Origin of the sequence: Priestia sp. HNGD-A6, assembly GCF_045784335.1 — a bacterium.
Taxonomy (GTDB): Bacteria; Bacillota; Bacilli; order Bacillales; family Bacillaceae_H; genus Priestia; species Priestia zanthoxyli.
The window spans coordinates 1,457,548-1,474,442 of sequence record NZ_CP138621.1 but is presented as its reverse complement, the minus strand read 5'-3'; the positions used below and the strand labels follow the sequence as shown (position 1 = coordinate 1,474,442).

The 16,895-nt window shown below is 38.5% G+C and carries 18 protein-coding genes; 14 read left to right on the top strand and 4 right to left on the bottom strand.

Annotated elements, in window-relative coordinates; genetic code table 11:
• Positions 1-26: 26 nt before the first annotated feature.
• Positions 27-2,150 (top strand): RNA degradosome polyphosphate kinase, encoded by a 2,124-nt coding sequence (locus SCI76_RS07515; protein WP_168760472.1) that lies wholly within the window; start codon positions 27-29, stop codon positions 2,148-2,150.
• Positions 2,151-2,189: 39 nt separating this feature from the next.
• Here SCI76_RS07515 and SCI76_RS07510 read toward each other — a convergent pair whose 3' ends face one another.
• Together SCI76_RS07510 and SCI76_RS07505 are read right to left on the bottom strand one after the other, a co-directional pair.
• Positions 2,190-2,528: a hypothetical protein gene (locus tag SCI76_RS07510; RefSeq protein WP_014461015.1), complete on the bottom strand. Its 339-nt coding sequence runs from the start codon at positions 2,526-2,528 to the stop codon at positions 2,190-2,192.
• A gap of 146 nt (positions 2,529-2,674) precedes the next feature.
• Positions 2,675-3,541, bottom strand: a complete 867-nt coding sequence (locus SCI76_RS07505; RefSeq protein ID WP_013082275.1) for a metallophosphoesterase — start codon at positions 3,539-3,541, stop codon at positions 2,675-2,677.
• 171 nt (positions 3,542-3,712) lie between these two features.
• Between SCI76_RS07505 and fadH the strand changes: the two genes are divergently transcribed.
• From fadH to SCI76_RS07490, 3 genes are all read left to right on the top strand, one after another.
• The gene (gene fadH, locus SCI76_RS07500) at positions 3,713-4,477 is read left to right on the top strand and encodes a 2,4-dienoyl-CoA reductase (RefSeq protein WP_028414119.1); all 765 of its coding nucleotides are present in this window, start codon (positions 3,713-3,715) and stop codon (positions 4,475-4,477) included.
• 105 nt (positions 4,478-4,582) lie between these two features.
• On the top strand, positions 4,583-5,794 hold the full coding sequence (locus SCI76_RS07495) for an EAL domain-containing protein (protein WP_013056032.1): 1,212 nt from the start codon (positions 4,583-4,585) through the stop codon (positions 5,792-5,794).
• 156 nt (positions 5,795-5,950) lie between these two features.
• A complete protein-coding gene (locus tag SCI76_RS07490) occupies positions 5,951-6,433 on the top strand; it encodes a DUF3993 domain-containing protein (protein ID WP_048020016.1) in 483 nt (160 codons plus the stop codon).
• A gap of 29 nt (positions 6,434-6,462) precedes the next feature.
• On the opposite strand, the gene SCI76_RS07485 is transcribed toward SCI76_RS07490, so the two are convergent.
• Positions 6,463-6,699, bottom strand: a complete 237-nt coding sequence (locus SCI76_RS07485) for a glutaredoxin domain-containing protein (protein WP_013056034.1) — start codon at positions 6,697-6,699, stop codon at positions 6,463-6,465.
• A gap of 280 nt (positions 6,700-6,979) precedes the next feature.
• Between SCI76_RS07485 and SCI76_RS07480 the strand changes: the two genes are divergently transcribed.
• From SCI76_RS07480 to SCI76_RS07455, 6 genes are all read left to right on the top strand, one after another.
• Positions 6,980-7,216, top strand: a complete 237-nt coding sequence (locus SCI76_RS07480) for a YkuJ family protein (RefSeq protein WP_013056035.1) — start codon at positions 6,980-6,982, stop codon at positions 7,214-7,216.
• A 382-nt stretch (positions 7,217-7,598) separates the two neighbouring features.
• Positions 7,599-8,054, top strand: a complete 456-nt coding sequence (gene cbpB, locus SCI76_RS07475) for a cyclic-di-AMP-binding protein CbpB (RefSeq protein WP_013056036.1) — start codon at positions 7,599-7,601, stop codon at positions 8,052-8,054.
• A gap of 99 nt (positions 8,055-8,153) precedes the next feature.
• Entirely contained in the window at positions 8,154-9,032 is an 879-nt protein-coding gene (locus tag SCI76_RS07470) for a LysR family transcriptional regulator (protein ID WP_013056037.1), read from the top strand.
• A 129-nt stretch (positions 9,033-9,161) separates the two neighbouring features.
• Positions 9,162-9,881 carry a 2,3,4,5-tetrahydropyridine-2,6-dicarboxylate N-acetyltransferase gene (gene dapD / locus SCI76_RS07465; RefSeq protein WP_013082280.1) on the top strand — a complete coding sequence of 240 codons (720 nt, stop codon included), beginning with the start codon at positions 9,162-9,164 and terminating at the stop codon, positions 9,879-9,881.
• A gap of 144 nt (positions 9,882-10,025) precedes the next feature.
• Positions 10,026-11,153, top strand: coding sequence for an N-acetyldiaminopimelate deacetylase (locus SCI76_RS07460; protein ID WP_014461009.1), 1,128 nt, complete (start codon positions 10,026-10,028; stop codon positions 11,151-11,153).
• 56 nt (positions 11,154-11,209) lie between these two features.
• Positions 11,210-11,455 (top strand): YkuS family protein, encoded by a 246-nt coding sequence (locus SCI76_RS07455; protein ID WP_013056040.1) that lies wholly within the window; start codon positions 11,210-11,212, stop codon positions 11,453-11,455.
• Between the two features lie 34 nt (positions 11,456-11,489).
• Here the strand turns inward: SCI76_RS07455 and SCI76_RS07450 are convergent, their stop codons facing one another.
• Positions 11,490-12,353, bottom strand: a complete 864-nt coding sequence (locus SCI76_RS07450) for a mechanosensitive ion channel family protein (RefSeq protein WP_014461007.1) — start codon at positions 12,351-12,353, stop codon at positions 11,490-11,492.
• A 356-nt stretch (positions 12,354-12,709) separates the two neighbouring features.
• Here SCI76_RS07450 and SCI76_RS07445 point away from each other — a divergent pair, with 356 nt between their 5' ends.
• The 4 genes from SCI76_RS07445 (at position 12,710) to SCI76_RS07430 (ending at position 16,887) form a co-directional block, all read left to right on the top strand.
• Complete coding sequence (locus SCI76_RS07445; RefSeq protein ID WP_014461006.1) at positions 12,710-13,258, top strand: peroxiredoxin; 549 nt, start codon at positions 12,710-12,712, stop codon at positions 13,256-13,258.
• 102 nt (positions 13,259-13,360) lie between these two features.
• The gene (locus tag SCI76_RS07440; RefSeq protein ID WP_028414116.1) at positions 13,361-13,807 is read left to right on the top strand and encodes a redoxin domain-containing protein; all 447 of its coding nucleotides are present in this window, start codon (positions 13,361-13,363) and stop codon (positions 13,805-13,807) included.
• Positions 13,808-13,994: 187 nt separating this feature from the next.
• Positions 13,995-14,891, top strand: coding sequence for a phosphogluconate dehydrogenase (NAD(+)-dependent, decarboxylating) (gnd, locus tag SCI76_RS07435; protein ID WP_025749395.1), 897 nt, complete (start codon positions 13,995-13,997; stop codon positions 14,889-14,891).
• A 259-nt stretch (positions 14,892-15,150) separates the two neighbouring features.
• Positions 15,151-16,887 carry an ABC transporter ATP-binding protein gene (locus SCI76_RS07430; protein WP_033578405.1) on the top strand — a complete coding sequence of 579 codons (1,737 nt, stop codon included), beginning with the start codon at positions 15,151-15,153 and terminating at the stop codon, positions 16,885-16,887.
• Positions 16,888-16,895: the final 8 nt, after the last annotated feature.

Sequence of the window (16,895 nt, the reverse complement as noted above, 5' to 3'; positions counted from 1 at the left end):
ATTCATTATCCTGGAAGGTGAGGCTAATGTTAGAAAGTAATCGCACTTATAAGCAAACCATACAAGTGGCTGATTCAGCTTATTACAATAATCGTGAATTGAGCTGGCTGGCCTTTAACAAGCGGGTGCTGGAAGAAGCTGTAGATACGAAAAACCCTTTGCTTGAGCGATTTAAATTTCTAGGGATTTTCAGTTCGAATCTGGATGAGTTTTTTATGATTCGGGTAGCGGGGTTAAAAGATCAGGTAAAGGCTGGATTTAACAAACCCGAAAACAAAGCAGGCTTAACTCCTACACAGCAGCTATTCTCTATCTCCAAACAAAACCACGACCTAGTCAAGCAGCAGTATGATACGTATATTCACACACTTCTGCCCGAATTACAGAAATACGGTGTGGAAATCATTTCGGTTGAAAAGCTGGAGAAATCAAATCTAGATAAGCTTGAACAGTATTTTGACGAGCAAATCTTTCCCGTATTAACTCCTATGGCTATTGATACATACCGGCCGTTTCCTATGTTGATGAATAAAAGCTTGAACTTAGCAGTTGTCCTTTCAGAAAAGTTAAATGATGAGCAGCAAATTGCCGAGATAAAAGGAAGACTAGCTATCGTTCAAGTACCTTCGATGCTAACGCGCTATATTGAAATAGCTACGTCAGATTCTACCCGTCTATTTGTATTGCTAGAGGATGTGATTGCCTATTTTATTAAAAAGTTGTTTAAGGGATACTGCGTTTCTTCCGTTTCTCAATTTCGAATTACCCGGAACGCAGATATGACTATTCACGAAGAAGACGCTCAAGATTTATTAAAAGAGATTGAAGAAGAGTTGCAGAAGCGAAAATGGGGAGCGGCTGTTCGGCTTGAGATTAAGAGTCCATACGATCAGGGTGTACTAGCGTATTTAAAGTCAGTCCTTGAAATTGACGATGAAGATGTGTATGAGATCAAAGAACAGTTGGATTTAACCAGTTTATTTTCGTTTTATAGATTACTTAAATCTACCCATGAAGAGCTCGCTGAAAAAGCCTTTATTCCTAAGGTTACAACACAGTTACACCCGGATCAAAATGTTTTCGACCAAATGATTCAAAGAGACATTTTGCTTCACCATCCTTATGAATCGTTTAAGCCGGTGCTTGACTTTGTTAACTGTGCAGCAGACGATGAAAATGTGCTTGCTATTAAGCAAACGTTATATAGGGTAAGCGGAGATTCTCCCGTTATTAAAGCATTAAAACGAGCGGCTGCAAAAGGTAAACAAGTGACGGTACTAGTTGAACTAAAAGCAAGGTTTGATGAAGAGAATAATGTGCAATGGGCTAAAGAGTTAGAGCGGGCAGGATGCCACGTGATATATGGAATGACGCATTTAAAAACGCATGGTAAAATTACGCTCGTGGTGAGAAGAGAAGGAGAGCATATTAAGCGATTTGTTCATCTTGGTACTGGGAATTACAACGATGCGACGGCAAAGATCTATACGGATATAAGTCTTTTTACTGTCAACCAAAACATCGGGATAGATGCGGCCAATTTTTTTAATTACTTAAGTGGCTATACGCAAAAACCAGTATATCATCATTTATCCGTTGCACCATTTGATATAAGAAACGATTTTTTGCATCTCATTGATCAGGAAATACAGTATCACAGACGGTATGGCAATGGAAGAATCATTGGGAAAATGAACTCATTGACGGATAAAATTTTAATTATGAAGCTATATGAAGCTTCTATAGCGGGTGTGACAATCGAACTCATTGTTAGAGGAGCGTGCTGCTTGCGCCCTCAAATTCAAGGCGTTAGCGAGAATATCAGAGTAAGAAGCATTGTCGGACGATTTTTAGAGCATAGCCGAATCTATTATTTTCATCATAATAAACAGGAAAAGTTTTTCTTTTCATCTGCAGATATGATGACAAGAAATATGGTGAAACGAGTAGAAATTTTATTTCCTGTCTTGGATACACATTTGAAAAAAAAAGTGTGGAAGTGGCTTGAAGTTATGCTTGCTGATAATGTAAAAGCACGAGAACAAGATCAAGAAGGGAATTATCATTACGTCATAAAAAAAGAAAATGAGCTCTCTATCAATAGTCAAGAGATCTTTTGTCAATATGCTCTTTGCGACGATCAAGAATAACATAAAAAAAGCCGAGTGCTCGGCTTTTTAGTCATGTTATTATCTAGGAATGGGACCACCAGGACCGTATCCAGGTCCGTAGTATGTGTTATAAACAGGAGCACCGCCTCCATAACCGGCACCAGGGTAGCCTCCTCCAGAAAATCCAACGCCTCCAAAGCCGGCACCAGGGTAGCCTCCTCCAGGAAATCCACCGCCGTAAAACGGAACGGGATAAGGATAAGGTGGCGGACAGCACCCAGGTCTGCCTCCAAAGCCGCCAACAGCTAGTCCGCCAAGCAGCCCACCAGCTAAGCCAGCAACAAAAGGAAATCCAAAAAAGCGCTCGTCACCATTTGGAATATTACGATATCCTGTATAGGGATATTGATAGTACATAATTTAACCTCCTTGTCAGTTGTCTTTGTAGTGTATGGCTGAACGGAAGTTTTTGAGCCTGGTTTATTTCTTTAAGACTAGAATTAGGCGGTCATGATCAGCTAAAAAAAGACAAAAAAACATAAAAACGCCCTGTAAGGGCGTTTTTATGTTGATTGCAAGGTGAAAAGCGTAATTTCAGGCGTAGCTAAAAAGCGAAAAGGAATGCGCGTGGTTCCTAAGCCTCTATTCACATAAAGCTTCATTTTAGAATCTCCAACTTCGTACATTCCTTCAGGGTAAACCGTCCCAAAGGGCGGTGTAATCAAAGGACCGTAAAAAGGAATTTGAATTTGGCCTCCATGACTGTGGCCGGAGAGCTGAAGATCCACTGGAAAAGGAGCTGCTTTGACAGCAACGTCAGGTTCATGAATCATAGCAATAGAAAAGATATCCGGCTGTAATTGTCCTAGCGTTCCCTCATATTGTGGATTCCCAAGCATAATATCATCGAGTCCACAAATATGAATGTAGCTTTTATCGGGCATGGAAACCGTGTCAACTTCATTTACTAGAAGTCTAAATCCTGCGTCTTCAATGGCTTGTTTGTAGATATTTGTTCCATACCCTCCATGATCATGGTTTCCATATATTGCGTATTTTCCAAGAGGAGCCTGAAGCCTCTGTAAAATCGGGGGAATTCTTTCTGGATGCGGGTATTCATTAGGTACATCCATTAAATCTCCAGTAAATAATATAATAGTAGGCTTCAAATTATTTATGGTTACCATAAGCTGTTCTAGTTGTAATAAATCATAAGAGAGTCCAAGGTGAATATCACTAAATTGTAAAATTTTTATTCCGTTAAAGCTTTTCGGAATGTTTTTAGAAGTAATTGTATGACGAACAATTTGCAGACGTCTAGGCTCAATATATTTGGCATATGTATACCCAAAAGACGTGGTGAGCAAAGACCCTAACGAAATAGACGCTAGTCCTTTCAAAAAAGATCGTCTTGTATACGTCTTTTTCATGCAAAATCAACCTATTCCTTATAGTTTTCAAGTTTTCATTATAGCATTGTTTTTTTTATCATCACAACGAGAAGTCTGCTTTTAAGTTAAATAGATAAAAGTTTCACTTTATTCAGAAAAAATAGTAAAATAATAGTTGTAAAACACTTATGTTTTGGGGAGGAAGATAAATTGAAGAACAAGGTCGTAATTGTTACTGGCGGTTCAAGCGGAATGGGAAAACATATGGCGAAGCGATTTGCAGAACAAGGTGCTCATGTGGTAATCACAGGTAGGTCAGCCGATCGATTACAAGAGACAGAAAAGGAAATTAAAACGTTTGATGGACAGGTACTTTCCGTGGTAATGGATGTACGCAATCCAGAAGATGTGGAACGAATGGTCCAAGAAACAGACAAGGCATTTGGACAAATTGATTTTTTAGTTAATAATGCTGCAGGAAATTTTATATGTGCAGCTGAAGACTTATCCGTTAACGGATGGAACAGCGTAATTAATATTGTATTAAATGGTACATTTTATTGCAGTTCCGCAGTAGGGAAATATTGGATCGATAAAGGTACAAAAGGAGCCATTACAAACATTGTGGCTACATATGCGTGGAACGCAGGAGCAGGTGTTATTCATTCAGCTTGTGCCAAGTCAGGAGTTTTAACCATGACGCGCACGCTCGCAGTAGAGTGGGGAAAGAAATACGGTATACGGGTGAATGCGATTGCGCCGGGGCCGATCGAGCGAACAGGAGGAGCCGATAAGTTATTTGAGTCAGAAAAAATGAAAGCGCGTACATTGAATTCTGTACCATTAGGACGCCTTGGAACTCCTGAGGAAATAGCGGGATTAGCTAGTTTCTTATTCTCCGATGAAGCATCTTATATCAATGGGGAATGCATCACAATGGACGGGGGACAGTGGCTAAATCAGCATCCTTTTTAAGGTTGGATACGCACTAAAAAGTACAAAGCAAACCTAGAAGGACTAGCAAAATTATGCTATTCGTATTATACTAACGTAAAGTGAACAAGGAGAGGGGAGAGTTGAGTGGACCCGTTAGATGTATTAACAAACATAGAGAAAACTCTTCCGTATTATCAAGCAATTTTTAGTGCAGATGGACATAGAGTAATTGGCTATGAAGTGTTGGCGAGGTTTCAAAATGAAGGGGAAATTGAAAGCCTCGGCCCATTCTTTCATGATGATGCGATTCCGGATGAATATCGCATAGAAGTTGATTATGCTGTTTTAACACAAGCGCTCGAGCATATGTTGACCCAGGAAGAACAATTTTTAATTTTTATTAATCAGAACCCTAATTTATTAATGAACGATCATGGAGAATCCTTGCTAGAATTATTGCAACTTTTCGAAAATAAAGGATTATCGCTTGATCGAATTGTTCTCGAAATTACAGAACACAATTTTAGTGGAGATTTGGAATCGCTTCAACACTTACTAAAGTATTATCAAACATATGGTATTAAGATTGCAATTGATAATATAGGAAAAGAAAGTAGTAATCTAGACAGAATTGGGTTGCTGTCACCAGATATCTTAAAAGTAGATTTACATATTCTAAGACAAACGGACATGGCGCAGTCGTATCAAGACGTATTGTATTCTTTATCTCTTTTAGCAAGAAAAATGGGTGCTACGCTTCTATATGAAGATATAGAAGCCTCCTATCAGCTGCAGTATGCATGGAGAAACGGAGGCAGATATTTTCAAGGTTATTATTTACATAAGCCGGCTGCTGAACTTGTCGATCCGAACATCTTAAAGGATAAACTAAAGGAACGTTTCGAAATGTATATCGCTCATGAAAAGAAAAAGCTGCTTGCTGTTTACCAGCTGACGGAACGCTTTCAAGATAAAATGCAGCAGGTAATGACAAAGTGCAGAAAGCTAGAAACGTATGACGATATGCTGCCTGTTATTGCAGAAGAACTATCCAACGTGTGTTTTCGCCTTTACATCTGCGATGAAAATGGATTTCAAAAGTCTTCTAACTATGTAAAGAAAAACGAGGATTGGATTCTTGAGCCTGAATATGTAAAGAAAAATTGGAGCTGGCGCCCATATTTTCTTGAGAATATTATTCGAATGAGCTATGAAAAAAAAGGCATATTATCAGATTTGTATAATGATATTGAAACAGGTGAGAATATCCGGACTTTTTCGTATCCGATTGATAATATGCACTATATATTCCTTGATATTTCATATTCTTTTTTATATGAAAGAGACGTTTTGTAGAGAATATATAAGTTGAAGTTAAACCGGCAATCAGCAAAAGTGGTTGCCGGTTTTTTATGTTTTTTTAGAGGGGAACGACAGTCGGTTATAGAGATATGCATAGGCAGGGGAAATTTCGGAATTCTAATAAAAAAGAAGCGAAGGAGCTGAGTTAATTTGAAGAAAATATGCTTACTTGTCTTTTTGATGATGATCTTGTACTCAGGAAAATCTGTTTATGCAGAAGTGTCAGGAGAGATTAGGCATGAAATCTTTATAAATTTGCAGGACGCTTATCAGGCTCAGCTAAGAGCTGCGTCTGCCCATGCTAATCAAGATGCTGCTCGTGAGCTGAAATTATTTTTAGATGATGAGTATGCATCCGTATTTTTTAATGAGGCTCTCTTACAAAAAGCTCAAGGATATGTCGGAGAGGGACCTGAATATTTAACACACTACATCCCTTTCTTTTCTTTCGATGAACAGACGAAGGTAGCTCTTCATTCCGACCAAAACAAAGCTTATGTCTATCAATTTTTTCCGGCTGTGCATAATGAACGAGTAAAATACCAAGATCATTATGAAATGATCACTTTAGTAAAAAAACAGGGGAAATGGAAGGTACAAAAGCTTATATATAGTAAGAAACACTCAAAATAGCCGAGAAAAGCTTATTTTGAGTGTTTCTGTTACCCAATGTTCAGAAGCTTCTCAAGCGCTTGAAGGTCAAACCCTCTGATAATTTCCTGATCAACACGAATAGTCGGAGTGGAATAAGACTCTAACTCAGTAGTCATTCGTTTTCGAGCAGAAGCATCTTTAGATACGTCAAATTCTTTATAGGAAACGTGGTGATGCTGTAAAAACTGTTTAACAATTTCGCAAGGTGGGCAAGCTGGTTGTGTGTACAGCTCTATAGATCTCAATGAAAGCACCTCCCTATATCAAAATGAATGGTGTTAAAGTAGAATGAAGTTTTGGATGATACATAGTATATCGCTATGTTATTATAATAAAAAACGACATATATCGCTATAATAAGGCATTTTCTTATGAAAAATCACGTAAAGTACTTGTGTTTTTTTAGTATGTGGCATATAGTGAAATGGTGTCTTTTAAGTATTAGTTTAGATAAAGTACTTATTTGAATTGATATTGTAGAAAAGTCGAATGCGTAATGATGTAATAGGTGAAAGGAGAGATTATATGTCACAATTACAAGGTATTTTAACTCGTCTTGTGAATCTCCGTGAGCAAGCAAGTGGAAGTGAAGCGCCACAACGCTTCTTCGAAGTAGAGGGAAAAAGAATTTGCAGCGTGAAATATCATGCAAAAACTGAAACATACGAACTTGAAGTATATCAAGATGGTGAAAAGCCAGCTGTTTATCAATTTGATAACGTTGATATGATTGCAATTGAAATTTTTGAACTTATTCATTAAGGGATAAAGCAAAACGAATGCCGCAAAGGATTTTATACTTTGCGGCATTTTTTTGTTACTGCGTATGGAGTTTTTGCGGTGGCTTCTGTCCTATTTTCCCGGGAAATACCGACAAAGTGATAGCGGATTTTCTGATAAATGGAAGGAAAGGGTCGAATGCTGTAAAAAAAGCAAAATAAAAAATTCAGATAATTATGAACTTTCGTTGACACTTGTTTTAAAAAAATCTAGACTTAACATATAAGGGAGAACATCGAGTGTGTCTGCTTCTATTCCCTCTTAAAGGTTCGCATTTACGTAAGCAAGCTATTTTCATTTTGTAGCTTGTTCTTTTTCTCTTTACACACGTGGAAGTTATGAGAAATGGAAGGAGAATGTATAAATGATTGATATTGATCACAATCAGTTAAATCAAATTGAACTTCGAGATTTGCTTGTCACTTCTGATAAAGTTGCTCATGTTCAAGTCGGAAATAATTTAGAACATGCTTTGCTTGTGTTAACAAAGACTGGCTATACGTCCATTCCCGTATTAAATCCAAGGTTTCAGCTGCAGGGGTTCGTGAGCATGACGCTTATTTTAGATTCGATTTTAGGGTTAAAGCGCATTGAATTTGAAAGATTAGAAACCATGAAAGTAGAAGAAGTTATGAATCAAAATGTTCCTCGTGTCTCCATGAAAAAATCCGTATTAAAAGTCATAAATGCCATGATTAACCATCCTTTTTTGTGCGTAGAGAATGAAGATGGTATTTTTGAAGGGATTTTAACGCGAAGAAATTTGTTAAAGTCATTAAGAAGGCAGTCCATCATTCTCCCGAAAGAGTCATTTCAATAATTTTTTTAAGAAATCGTGTTTCAGCCTATCTTTCTCCGTTTTTTTCTTATATGATAAAGGTAAAATGAAAGTAAAAAGAGGCTTGAAAGGAATAACTGAATGCAATTAATAGAATGTCGAATGCTCGTTGTATTAGCTCAAGAATTAAATATGAGAAAAGCTGCAGAGAGATTATTTGTATCGCAACCAGCTTTATCACAGAGGCTGCAAACCATTGAAAAAGCATGGGATACACAAATCTTCATTCGTTCGCAAAAAGGACTGTCATTAACGCCTGCTGGAGAAAAGATTGTTCAATTTGCAAAAGAAGTAGTAGAAAAAGAAGATCGGGTTCGCGAGGACTTGCATCATTTAGATAATGAAGTATATGGTACACTCAAATTAGCGGTGGCTTCGATTATTGGACAGCACTGGCTGCCGGCGGTGTTAAAACGCTATATGGATCGTTACCCACATGCTAAAATCTCTCTTGTAACCGGCTGGAGCAGTGAAATGCTTCGCTACCTGTACGAAGATGAGGTACATATTGGAATCATACGCGGAAATCCCGATTGGAAAGGCGTCAAAGAACATTTGTTTACAGATCCTCTTTACCTAGTTGATTCAGAAATTGAAAGGGCAGCGGAAGTAGTAAATACTCATCGACCATTTATTCAATTTAAAAGTGACTCAACGTATTATCAAGAAATTTTAGAATGGTGGCATCGAGAGTTTCATACTACACCGAAGCGTACGATTGTAGTGGACCAGATTGAGACGTGTAAACAAATGGCTTTAAATGGTCTTGGTTTCGCTATTTTACCATCGATTGCTATCAAAGAAGCTGGAAGCCATATTCATCGGACGCCGCTTCTAAAAGCAAATGGCGAGCCAATTACACGAGACACTTCTTTAGTTGGATATGAATCAGCGTTTAAACTGAAGCAAGTTCGAGCATTTGTTGATATTGTACGTGAATACGTAAGAGAAACGGTCTAAAGCGAGCTCAGGTGCTCGCTTTTTTTATTTGCAATCGTTATCTTTTTATTAAAACGATAATGATGCTTGTCATTGTGAAAGCATTTTGTTACATTAAATGAGACATTGCTTACTTAGGAGGAATACATAATGAAAATGATGGATGCTAATGAGATTATCTCATTTATTCAAAACAGTACAAAATCAACACCGGTAAAAGTTTACGTAAAAGGTGAAGTAGAAGGAATTGACTTTGGTTCATCTTCTAAAACATTCGTAACGGGCAACACAGGTGTAGTATTTGGTGAATGGAAAGAAATCAAAGCTGCTATTGAAGCAAACGAAGGAAAAATTGAAGACTACGTAATTGAAAACGATCGCCGCAACTCTGCGATTCCTTTATTAGATATGAAAGGAATTAAAGCTCGTATCGAGCCAGGCGCTATTATTCGCGATCAAGTTGAAATCGGCGACAACGCTGTTATTATGATGGGTGCATCGATTAACATCGGTTCTGTAATCGGTGAAGGAACAATGATCGACATGAACGTAGTACTTGGTGGTCGTGCAACAGTAGGTAAAAATTGTCATATCGGCGCAGGTTCTGTATTAGCTGGTGTTATTGAGCCACCTTCTGCAAAACCAGTTGTAGTAGAAGATGATGTAGTAATCGGTGCTAATGCTGTTGTTCTTGAAGGGGTAACAGTAGGTAAAGGTGCCGTAGTTGCTGCAGGTGCAATTGTGGTCGAAGATGTAGCCCCTTACACAGTAGTAGCAGGTACGCCAGCACGCGTTATTAAAGAAATTGACGAAAAAACAAAGTCTAAAACAGAAATCAAGCAAGAATTGCGTCAATTAAACGAAGAATAAGAAAAACGATCAGTTTGCGCTTTTTCTTTGCTGAATTAATAGGTTTTAGCGATTGGGATACTGAATCCTTAAACGTATCATATGGACAAGTTGGAAGCGTGGGCAACCACGCTTTCTTCTTTATTTCGTGAGGAGGACATACACATGGCTGAAAATGAATTTGTGAAAATAAGAAGAGAGCTACATAAAATTCCTGAATTAGGGTTTCAAGAGGTGAAAACACAGCGTTTTTTGCTTGATTATATTAACACTCTTCCGCAAGAGCGCTTAGAAGTAAAGACGTGGAAAACGGGACTCTTTGTTAAAGTACATGGTACAAACCCAACTAAAACAATAGGCTACCGAGCAGATATTGACGGTCTTCCTATCACGGAAGAAACGAATTATTCTTTTCAATCACAGCATGAAGGACTCATGCATGCCTGCGGACATGATATGCATATGGCCATTGGGCTAGGCGTACTGACTTACTTTGCTCAGCATGAAATCAAAGATAACGTACTGTTCATCTTTCAGCCGGCAGAAGAAGGTCCAGGAGGAGCACAGCCAATGCTCCAAAGCGATATCATGAAAGAATGGCTTCCAGATTTCATCTTTGCCCTTCACGTAGCTCCTGAATATCCGGTTGGGTCGATTGCACTGAAGGAAGGGTTACTATTTGCTAACACGTCTGAGCTATTTATTGATTTAAAAGGAAAAGGCGGGCATGCTGCTTATCCACATACAACAAATGATATGGTAGTCGCTGCATGTCAGCTCGTTTCACAGCTTCAAACGATTGTTGCTCGCAACGTTGATCCGCTAGACAGCGCTGTAATTACAGTAGGAAAAATTCAAGGGGGGACGGTTCAAAATATTATTGCGGAGCGAGCTCGCATAGAAGGGACCATTCGCACGCTATCTCCTGAATCAATGACGCGTGTTAAAGAACGAATTGAAGCGATTGTTAAAGGAGTAGAAGTAGGGTATCAGTGTGAAACAGCCATTGATTATGGATGTATGTATCATCAAGTATATAATCACCATGAAGTCACGCGAGAGTTTATGGAATTTGCCAAAGCGCAAACCGACGTGGATGTCATTGAATGCAAAGAAGCAATGACGGGAGAAGATTTTGGCTATATGCTAAAAGATATTCCTGGATTTATGTTTTGGCTTGGCGTTCAGTCTGAATATGGGCTTCATCATGCAAAGCTGCAGCCTCATGAAGGCGCAATAGATACGGCGATTTCACTTATTACAAAATATTTTGAACATAAAGGCAATCAATAAATCGTATAATCATTTTTCCTTATGGCTAAATTAATACCATGAGGAGGTGGGCAACGATGGCACGAATTGGTGTAGAATACGGTTTAACAGATGTACAGGCTGCACTTCAGCAGCTCGGACATGAAGTGGTACAATTACGCAACGAAAGTGATGCACAAGGGTGCGATTGCTGTGTTGTAACAGGGCAGGATTCAAACGTAATGGGGATTTCTGATGCAGTAACGCAAGGCTCAGTTATTACAGCTAGCGGATTAACGGCAGAAGAAATTTGTCAGCAAGTAGGCAACAAGGTACAAGGATAAAAGAAAGCCGAAGGAATAAATCCTTCGGCTATTTTTATGCATGCTGAGGCTGCTTGGCATCTTCAGGCTGCTTTTTATCAATATTTACTTGATGAGGGAACGGAATATCAATACCGTTTGCGTCAAATGCTTCTTTAAACTCTTTGCGAAGCTGACGTTCAACCCCCCACTGCTCACCGTTTTTAGCTTTGCCAACTACACGAAGCACAACGTCCGATGCGCCTAGACCTTGAACTCCTATCACGCTTGGTCCTTCTACAATGTTTTCATTTGTTGCAGCAACGCGCTCACATACTTTTTCTAGTACGGAAATTGCTTTGTCAATATCATCATCATACGAAATGCCAATATCAATCAACGCGCGCATATTGCCTCGGGAATGATTGCTTAAGCTTGTAATTTCACGGTTAGGCACATAGTGTAAAGTTCCATCAAATCCGCGAATTTGAGTAGTACGCAGACCTACTGATTCGACAATTCCTGAAAAACTTCCGGTTGTTACATAGTCGTCAACATCCAGCTGTTTTTCAAGAAGTAAAAAGAAACCTGTTACAACGTCGCTAACTAGTCCTTGAGCACCGAACCCGATTGCTAGACCCACAACTCCGGCACCGGCTAATAGAGCTGTCGCATGGATATTTACTGCTTCAAGCAGCATGACGACAAAAATAAAAATAAGTACATATGAAAACACATTAACGGTTAAACTTTTGAGTGTGAGCATGCGTCCGCGCGTAGTATTTTCGCGCTCACTCATTTTTTCAAAGGAACGCTCAATAACTTTTTTACCAATTGCTCGTACAAGTAAAAATACAATGGTAATGGCAATAAGTTTTAACACAATAACTCCAGCATTGGTAAGAAGCTGTTCCCAGTTGATGTCTTGCATCTTAAACATTCGTTGTTCATCCTTCCTATGTTCTGTTTCAATATTAATAAGTGGGAATGTATTCTGTGGAAAAGATTTTGTAAGAGTATGAGCACATTTGTTTATTCCCGATATTAGACATGCTAAACTGAGAAGGTAAATAAATGCAACCCTTTTATAGCATTTTTTTGCTGAAGTCAGGGTTTAATTTGCCCTAAAGGCGGGCATAACAACTATGTTACCATTATAAGATGTTGTTTAAATTCATTCTTAATTAATATTGACTAAAAAAACAATATCCATTATAATGAAAACCGTTATAACAGTACATAAGTGAGAATGTTTTATACATTTTCTCATTTAATAATTATTTGGAGGGATCATGTATGCCAGAACGTATGGTAGGTAAACAAGCTCCACGCTTTGAAATGGAAGCTGTATTATCAAACAAAGAATTCGGTAAAGTTAGCTTAGAAGAAAATATTAAAAATGACAAATGGACAGTATTATTCTTCTATCCAATGGACTTTACATTTGTATGTCCAACAGAAATCACTGCACTTTCTGACCGTTATGATGAGTTTGAAGATCTTGACGCAGAAGTAATCGGTGTTTCTACAGACACAATCCATACACACTTAGCTTGGATCAACACTGATCGTAAAGATAATGGTTTAGGTGATCTTAAATATCCATTAGCAGCTGATACAAATCACGTTGTTTCTCGTGAGTACGGCGTTTTAATTGAAGAAGAAGGTGTAGCACTTCGCGGTTTATTCATCATCAGCCCAGAAGGCGAATTACAATATTCAGTTGTAAACCACAACAATATTGGCCGTGACGTTGATGAAACTTTACGTGTTCTTCAAGCGTTACAAACTGGCGGACTTTGCCCAGCTAACTGGAAACCAGGTCAAGCTACTTTAAACGCGTAAGCACAACGTTTAAAAGGTCTAACGTCCACGTTAGGCCTTTTTTTCATCGGATAATAAAGAACATATAGTCAATAATAGTGAAAACAAGGGAGGCTTTTATTCATGAAATTACGTCAGCCAATGCCTGAGTTAACGGGCGCTACAGAATGGTTAAACGGAGAGGTTACAAAAGAGCAGCTAATTGGCGAAAAGCCAACGCTTATTCATTTTTGGTCAGTAAGCTGTCATCTATGTAAAGAAGCAATGCCTCAAGTAAATGAATTTCGCGACCAATACAAAGAACAACTAAACGTAGTAGCCGTTCATATGCCGCGCTCTGAAGATGATTTAGACTTAACAAAAATTAAAGAAGTAGCAGCAGAACACGATATTACGCAGCCAATTTTTGTAGACAGTGAACATAAATTAACGGATGCATTTGAAAATCAATATGTACCGGCATATTATGTATTTGACAAAACAGGTCAGCTACGCCACTTCCAAGCTGGTGGAAGCGGTATGAAAATGCTTGAAAAGCGCGTGAATCGTGTATTAGGTGAGAACGAATAAATACAGGCAGTTGTAACAGGTGAAAAGCATTCGATGCTTAGTAGAACTTGCATCGAATGTTTTTCTTTTTTGTGTGTAGGAAGTAACTGATAAAGGAAATATAAAAATGTGGATTTTTTCTTGTGAGTTTACACCATACTAACACTAACAACATGATACGAAACTTACTATTGGAGGTAATTTACATATGAAATTAGGTATGATTGGCTTAGGGAAAATGGGAGCAAACTTAGTATTGAATTTACTAGATCATAACCATTCTGTGGTAGCATTCGATGTGAACAACGAAGCCGTACAGAAAGTATCAGAAAAGGGAGCAGAAGGCGCTTCTTCCATTCAAGAATTAGTAAGCAAATTAGAAAAACCACGCATTGCTTGGGTAATGGTTCCAGCCGGAGAGCTCACAGAAAAAGTAATTTCTGAGCTTCAAGAATTACTTGAAGAAGGAGATATGATTATCGAAGGCGGTAATTCTAAGTATAAAGATTCCGTACGACGTGCTGCAGCTTCTGCTGAAAAAGGAATTCACTACTTCGATGTTGGAACGAGCGGCGGAATGGAAGGTGCCCGAAACGGCGCTTGTATGATGATTGGCGGAGATAAAGAAGCATTTGCTACAATCGAACCTATTTTCCGCGACATCAACGTAGAAAATGGCTACCTCTATTCAGGTGCAGCAGGAAGCGGTCACTTCTTGAAAATGGTTCATAACGGAATTGAGTACGGCATGATGCAAGCAATTGCTGAAGGTTTTGATGTGTTAGAGAAAAGTGAATTTGACTATGACTACGAAGCTGTAGCCCGCGTATGGAACAATGGCTCTGTTATTCGCTCATGGTTAATCGAATTAATGGAACGTGCATTTTCAAAAGATGCAAAACTTGACAGTATTAAAGGAGTTATGCATTCTTCCGGTGAAGGGAAATGGACGGTTGAATCAGCTTTAGATTTACAAGTGCCAACGCCAGTTATTGCTTTATCTTTAATGATGCGCTATCGCTCACTTGAAGATGATACGTTTACAGGTAAAGTAGTTGCCGCTCTTCGCAATGAGTTCGGCGGACATGCAGTGGAAAAACAATAAAAAAAGAAGCTGGGACAAAAGTATTTTAGACCAAGTGAAAAACGAACCATTGATCAATATGTTTGATTAGTGGTTCGTTTTTTTGTTTGAGTGAATAGTTTCGTCTTTAGATGGAATTCATTTAGCTATATCCCAACCTCTTTTTTATGACTATTTACCTTTTTTTGAAAAAATATCTAAAAATTATGGTAATTTATTTCGGGAACCGATATATTTAAATATGTGTGCCACATCTTAGCTAAGGGAAAGGACGGGGTATATGGGAACGTTTAAAAAACTAAAAGATTTTTATTTGCCGTACCGAATGTACTTTTTTTATTCTGCTATTTGCTTGTTATTTGTAACCTCCATCACTGTGATTTACCCTATTGTGCTGCAATATACGATTGATCATATCGTGTTAGGAAAACAATATCAGCTAGTCGATAATGTAGCATTTATTTTTATTGGACTGATGATCATCAAAGGAATCTTTACATATATTCAGCAATATTACGGCGACTTATTTGGAATTAAGTCCGTGTATACTCTTCGCAATAAACTTTACCGCAAACTTCAGTATTTACCGTTTTCTTATTATGACAATGCTAAAACAGGGGACTTGATGTCCAGGTTGACAGCTGATGTAGAAGGATTTCGTTTTTTTCTATCTTTTGGCTTCTCAGAATTAATTCGCTTCGTCATTTTACTTACTGCCAGCTTTTCCGTTATGTTCTATTACTCTATTTCACTCACTCTTGTCACAATTTGCCTGCTGCCTTTTTTGGGGGTAGCTGTTTATCGTTTTGATAAACGCGTTCATCCAGCGTTTCGCTTAATTCGCCAATCGTTTGGAGAACTTAATACAAATGTTCAAGAAAATATAAGCGGCATACAGACGGTCAAATCATTATCAAGAGAAAAATTTCAAACCTCTAAATTTAACGATTCCAACGGAGTTTATAAAAATCGAAACATTGAAACAGCGAATGTGTGGGCAACTTATTTCCCCTTAATGGAGTTTATAGGGAATTTATCTATTGTTGGTCTCCTTGCTTACGGAGGAGCGCTTGTTATGAACGGAAGCGTACGTCCTGGAGAGCTTGTTGCTTTCTTTAGCTTAACCTCTTATTTAATGTGGCCGATTATGAATCTAGGGTTTGTTATCAATATGTTTTCACAGTCTAAAGCTTCAGGTGAAAGGCTGCTAGAAATTTTAGAAGAAGAAGAAAAAGTCCATGAGCATGCCGGAAGTTTCTCTATTAATGGAACGGTCGAGTTTCAGCATGTTAGCTTATCCTATCCAAACGAGGATAAAAAATCGCTTGAGAACATATCGTTTTCTGCTTCTAAAGGGAAAGTAGTAGGTTTAATCGGTGCAACTGGAGCCGGCAAAACAAGCTTAACACAGCTGCTCACGAGGTTTTATGAACCGACTTCAGGACAGATCTTAGTTAACCATCGTCCGATTAAAGAGTATCCGCTCTCTGTTCTTCGGAAAGAAATTAGCTTTGTACTTCAAGAAACGTTTTTGTTCTCAAGCAGCATAGGAACCAACATCTCTTATGGCGTGCCGGGTATTTCTAGAGAAGACATTATTGATGCTGCAAAACGAGCGCAGGCGCATGATTTTATTATGGAGCTTCCAGATGGATATGATACGATGCTGGGAGAGAGAGGACTGGGGTTATCAGGCGGGCAAAAGCAGCGTATTGCGATTGCACGAGCGCTTATCTTAAATCCTAGTATTCTAGTATTAGATGATGCCACCAGTGCCGTTGATATGAAAACAGAAAGAGAAATTCAATTGGCTTTAAAAGAAGTGATGAAAAATCGTACGACGTTTATTATCGCGCACCGCCTTTCTTCTTTGCGACATGCCGATGAAATCTTGGTCTTACATGAAGGTCGTATAAAAGAGAGAGGAAGCCACGAAACGCTCATTCAAAAGCAAGGGATTTATAAAAACATTTACGACATTCAATATGAAAGCAGTACGTCGGTGATGAACGTATAACAAGGGAG

What these genes read in the sequence shown, in the direction of transcription:
- SCI76_RS07515 (WP_168760472.1), top strand. Translation starts at nt 27, where the DNA reads ATGTTAGAAAGTAATCGCACTTATAAGCAAACCATACAAGTGGCTGAT.
- SCI76_RS07510 (WP_014461015.1), bottom strand. Translation starts at nt 2,528, where the DNA reads ATGTACTATCAATATCCCTATACAGGATATCGTAATATTCCAAATGGT.
- SCI76_RS07505 (WP_013082275.1), bottom strand. Translation starts at nt 3,541, where the DNA reads ATGAAAAAGACGTATACAAGACGATCTTTTTTGAAAGGACTAGCGTCT.
- SCI76_RS07480 (WP_013056035.1), top strand. Translation starts at nt 6,980, where the DNA reads ATGTCACAATTACAAGGTATTTTAACTCGTCTTGTGAATCTCCGTGAG.
- cbpB (WP_013056036.1), top strand. Translation starts at nt 7,599, where the DNA reads ATGATTGATATTGATCACAATCAGTTAAATCAAATTGAACTTCGAGAT.
- SCI76_RS07470 (WP_013056037.1), top strand. Translation starts at nt 8,154, where the DNA reads ATGCAATTAATAGAATGTCGAATGCTCGTTGTATTAGCTCAAGAATTA.
- dapD (WP_013082280.1), top strand. Translation starts at nt 9,162, where the DNA reads ATGAAAATGATGGATGCTAATGAGATTATCTCATTTATTCAAAACAGT.
- SCI76_RS07460 (WP_014461009.1), top strand. Translation starts at nt 10,026, where the DNA reads ATGGCTGAAAATGAATTTGTGAAAATAAGAAGAGAGCTACATAAAATT.
- SCI76_RS07455 (WP_013056040.1), top strand. Translation starts at nt 11,210, where the DNA reads ATGGCACGAATTGGTGTAGAATACGGTTTAACAGATGTACAGGCTGCA.
- SCI76_RS07450 (WP_014461007.1), bottom strand. Translation starts at nt 12,353, where the DNA reads ATGTTTAAGATGCAAGACATCAACTGGGAACAGCTTCTTACCAATGCT.
- SCI76_RS07445 (WP_014461006.1), top strand. Translation starts at nt 12,710, where the DNA reads ATGCCAGAACGTATGGTAGGTAAACAAGCTCCACGCTTTGAAATGGAA.
- SCI76_RS07440 (WP_028414116.1), top strand. Translation starts at nt 13,361, where the DNA reads ATGAAATTACGTCAGCCAATGCCTGAGTTAACGGGCGCTACAGAATGG.
- gnd (WP_025749395.1), top strand. Translation starts at nt 13,995, where the DNA reads ATGAAATTAGGTATGATTGGCTTAGGGAAAATGGGAGCAAACTTAGTA.
- SCI76_RS07430 (WP_033578405.1), top strand. Translation starts at nt 15,151, where the DNA reads ATGGGAACGTTTAAAAAACTAAAAGATTTTTATTTGCCGTACCGAATG.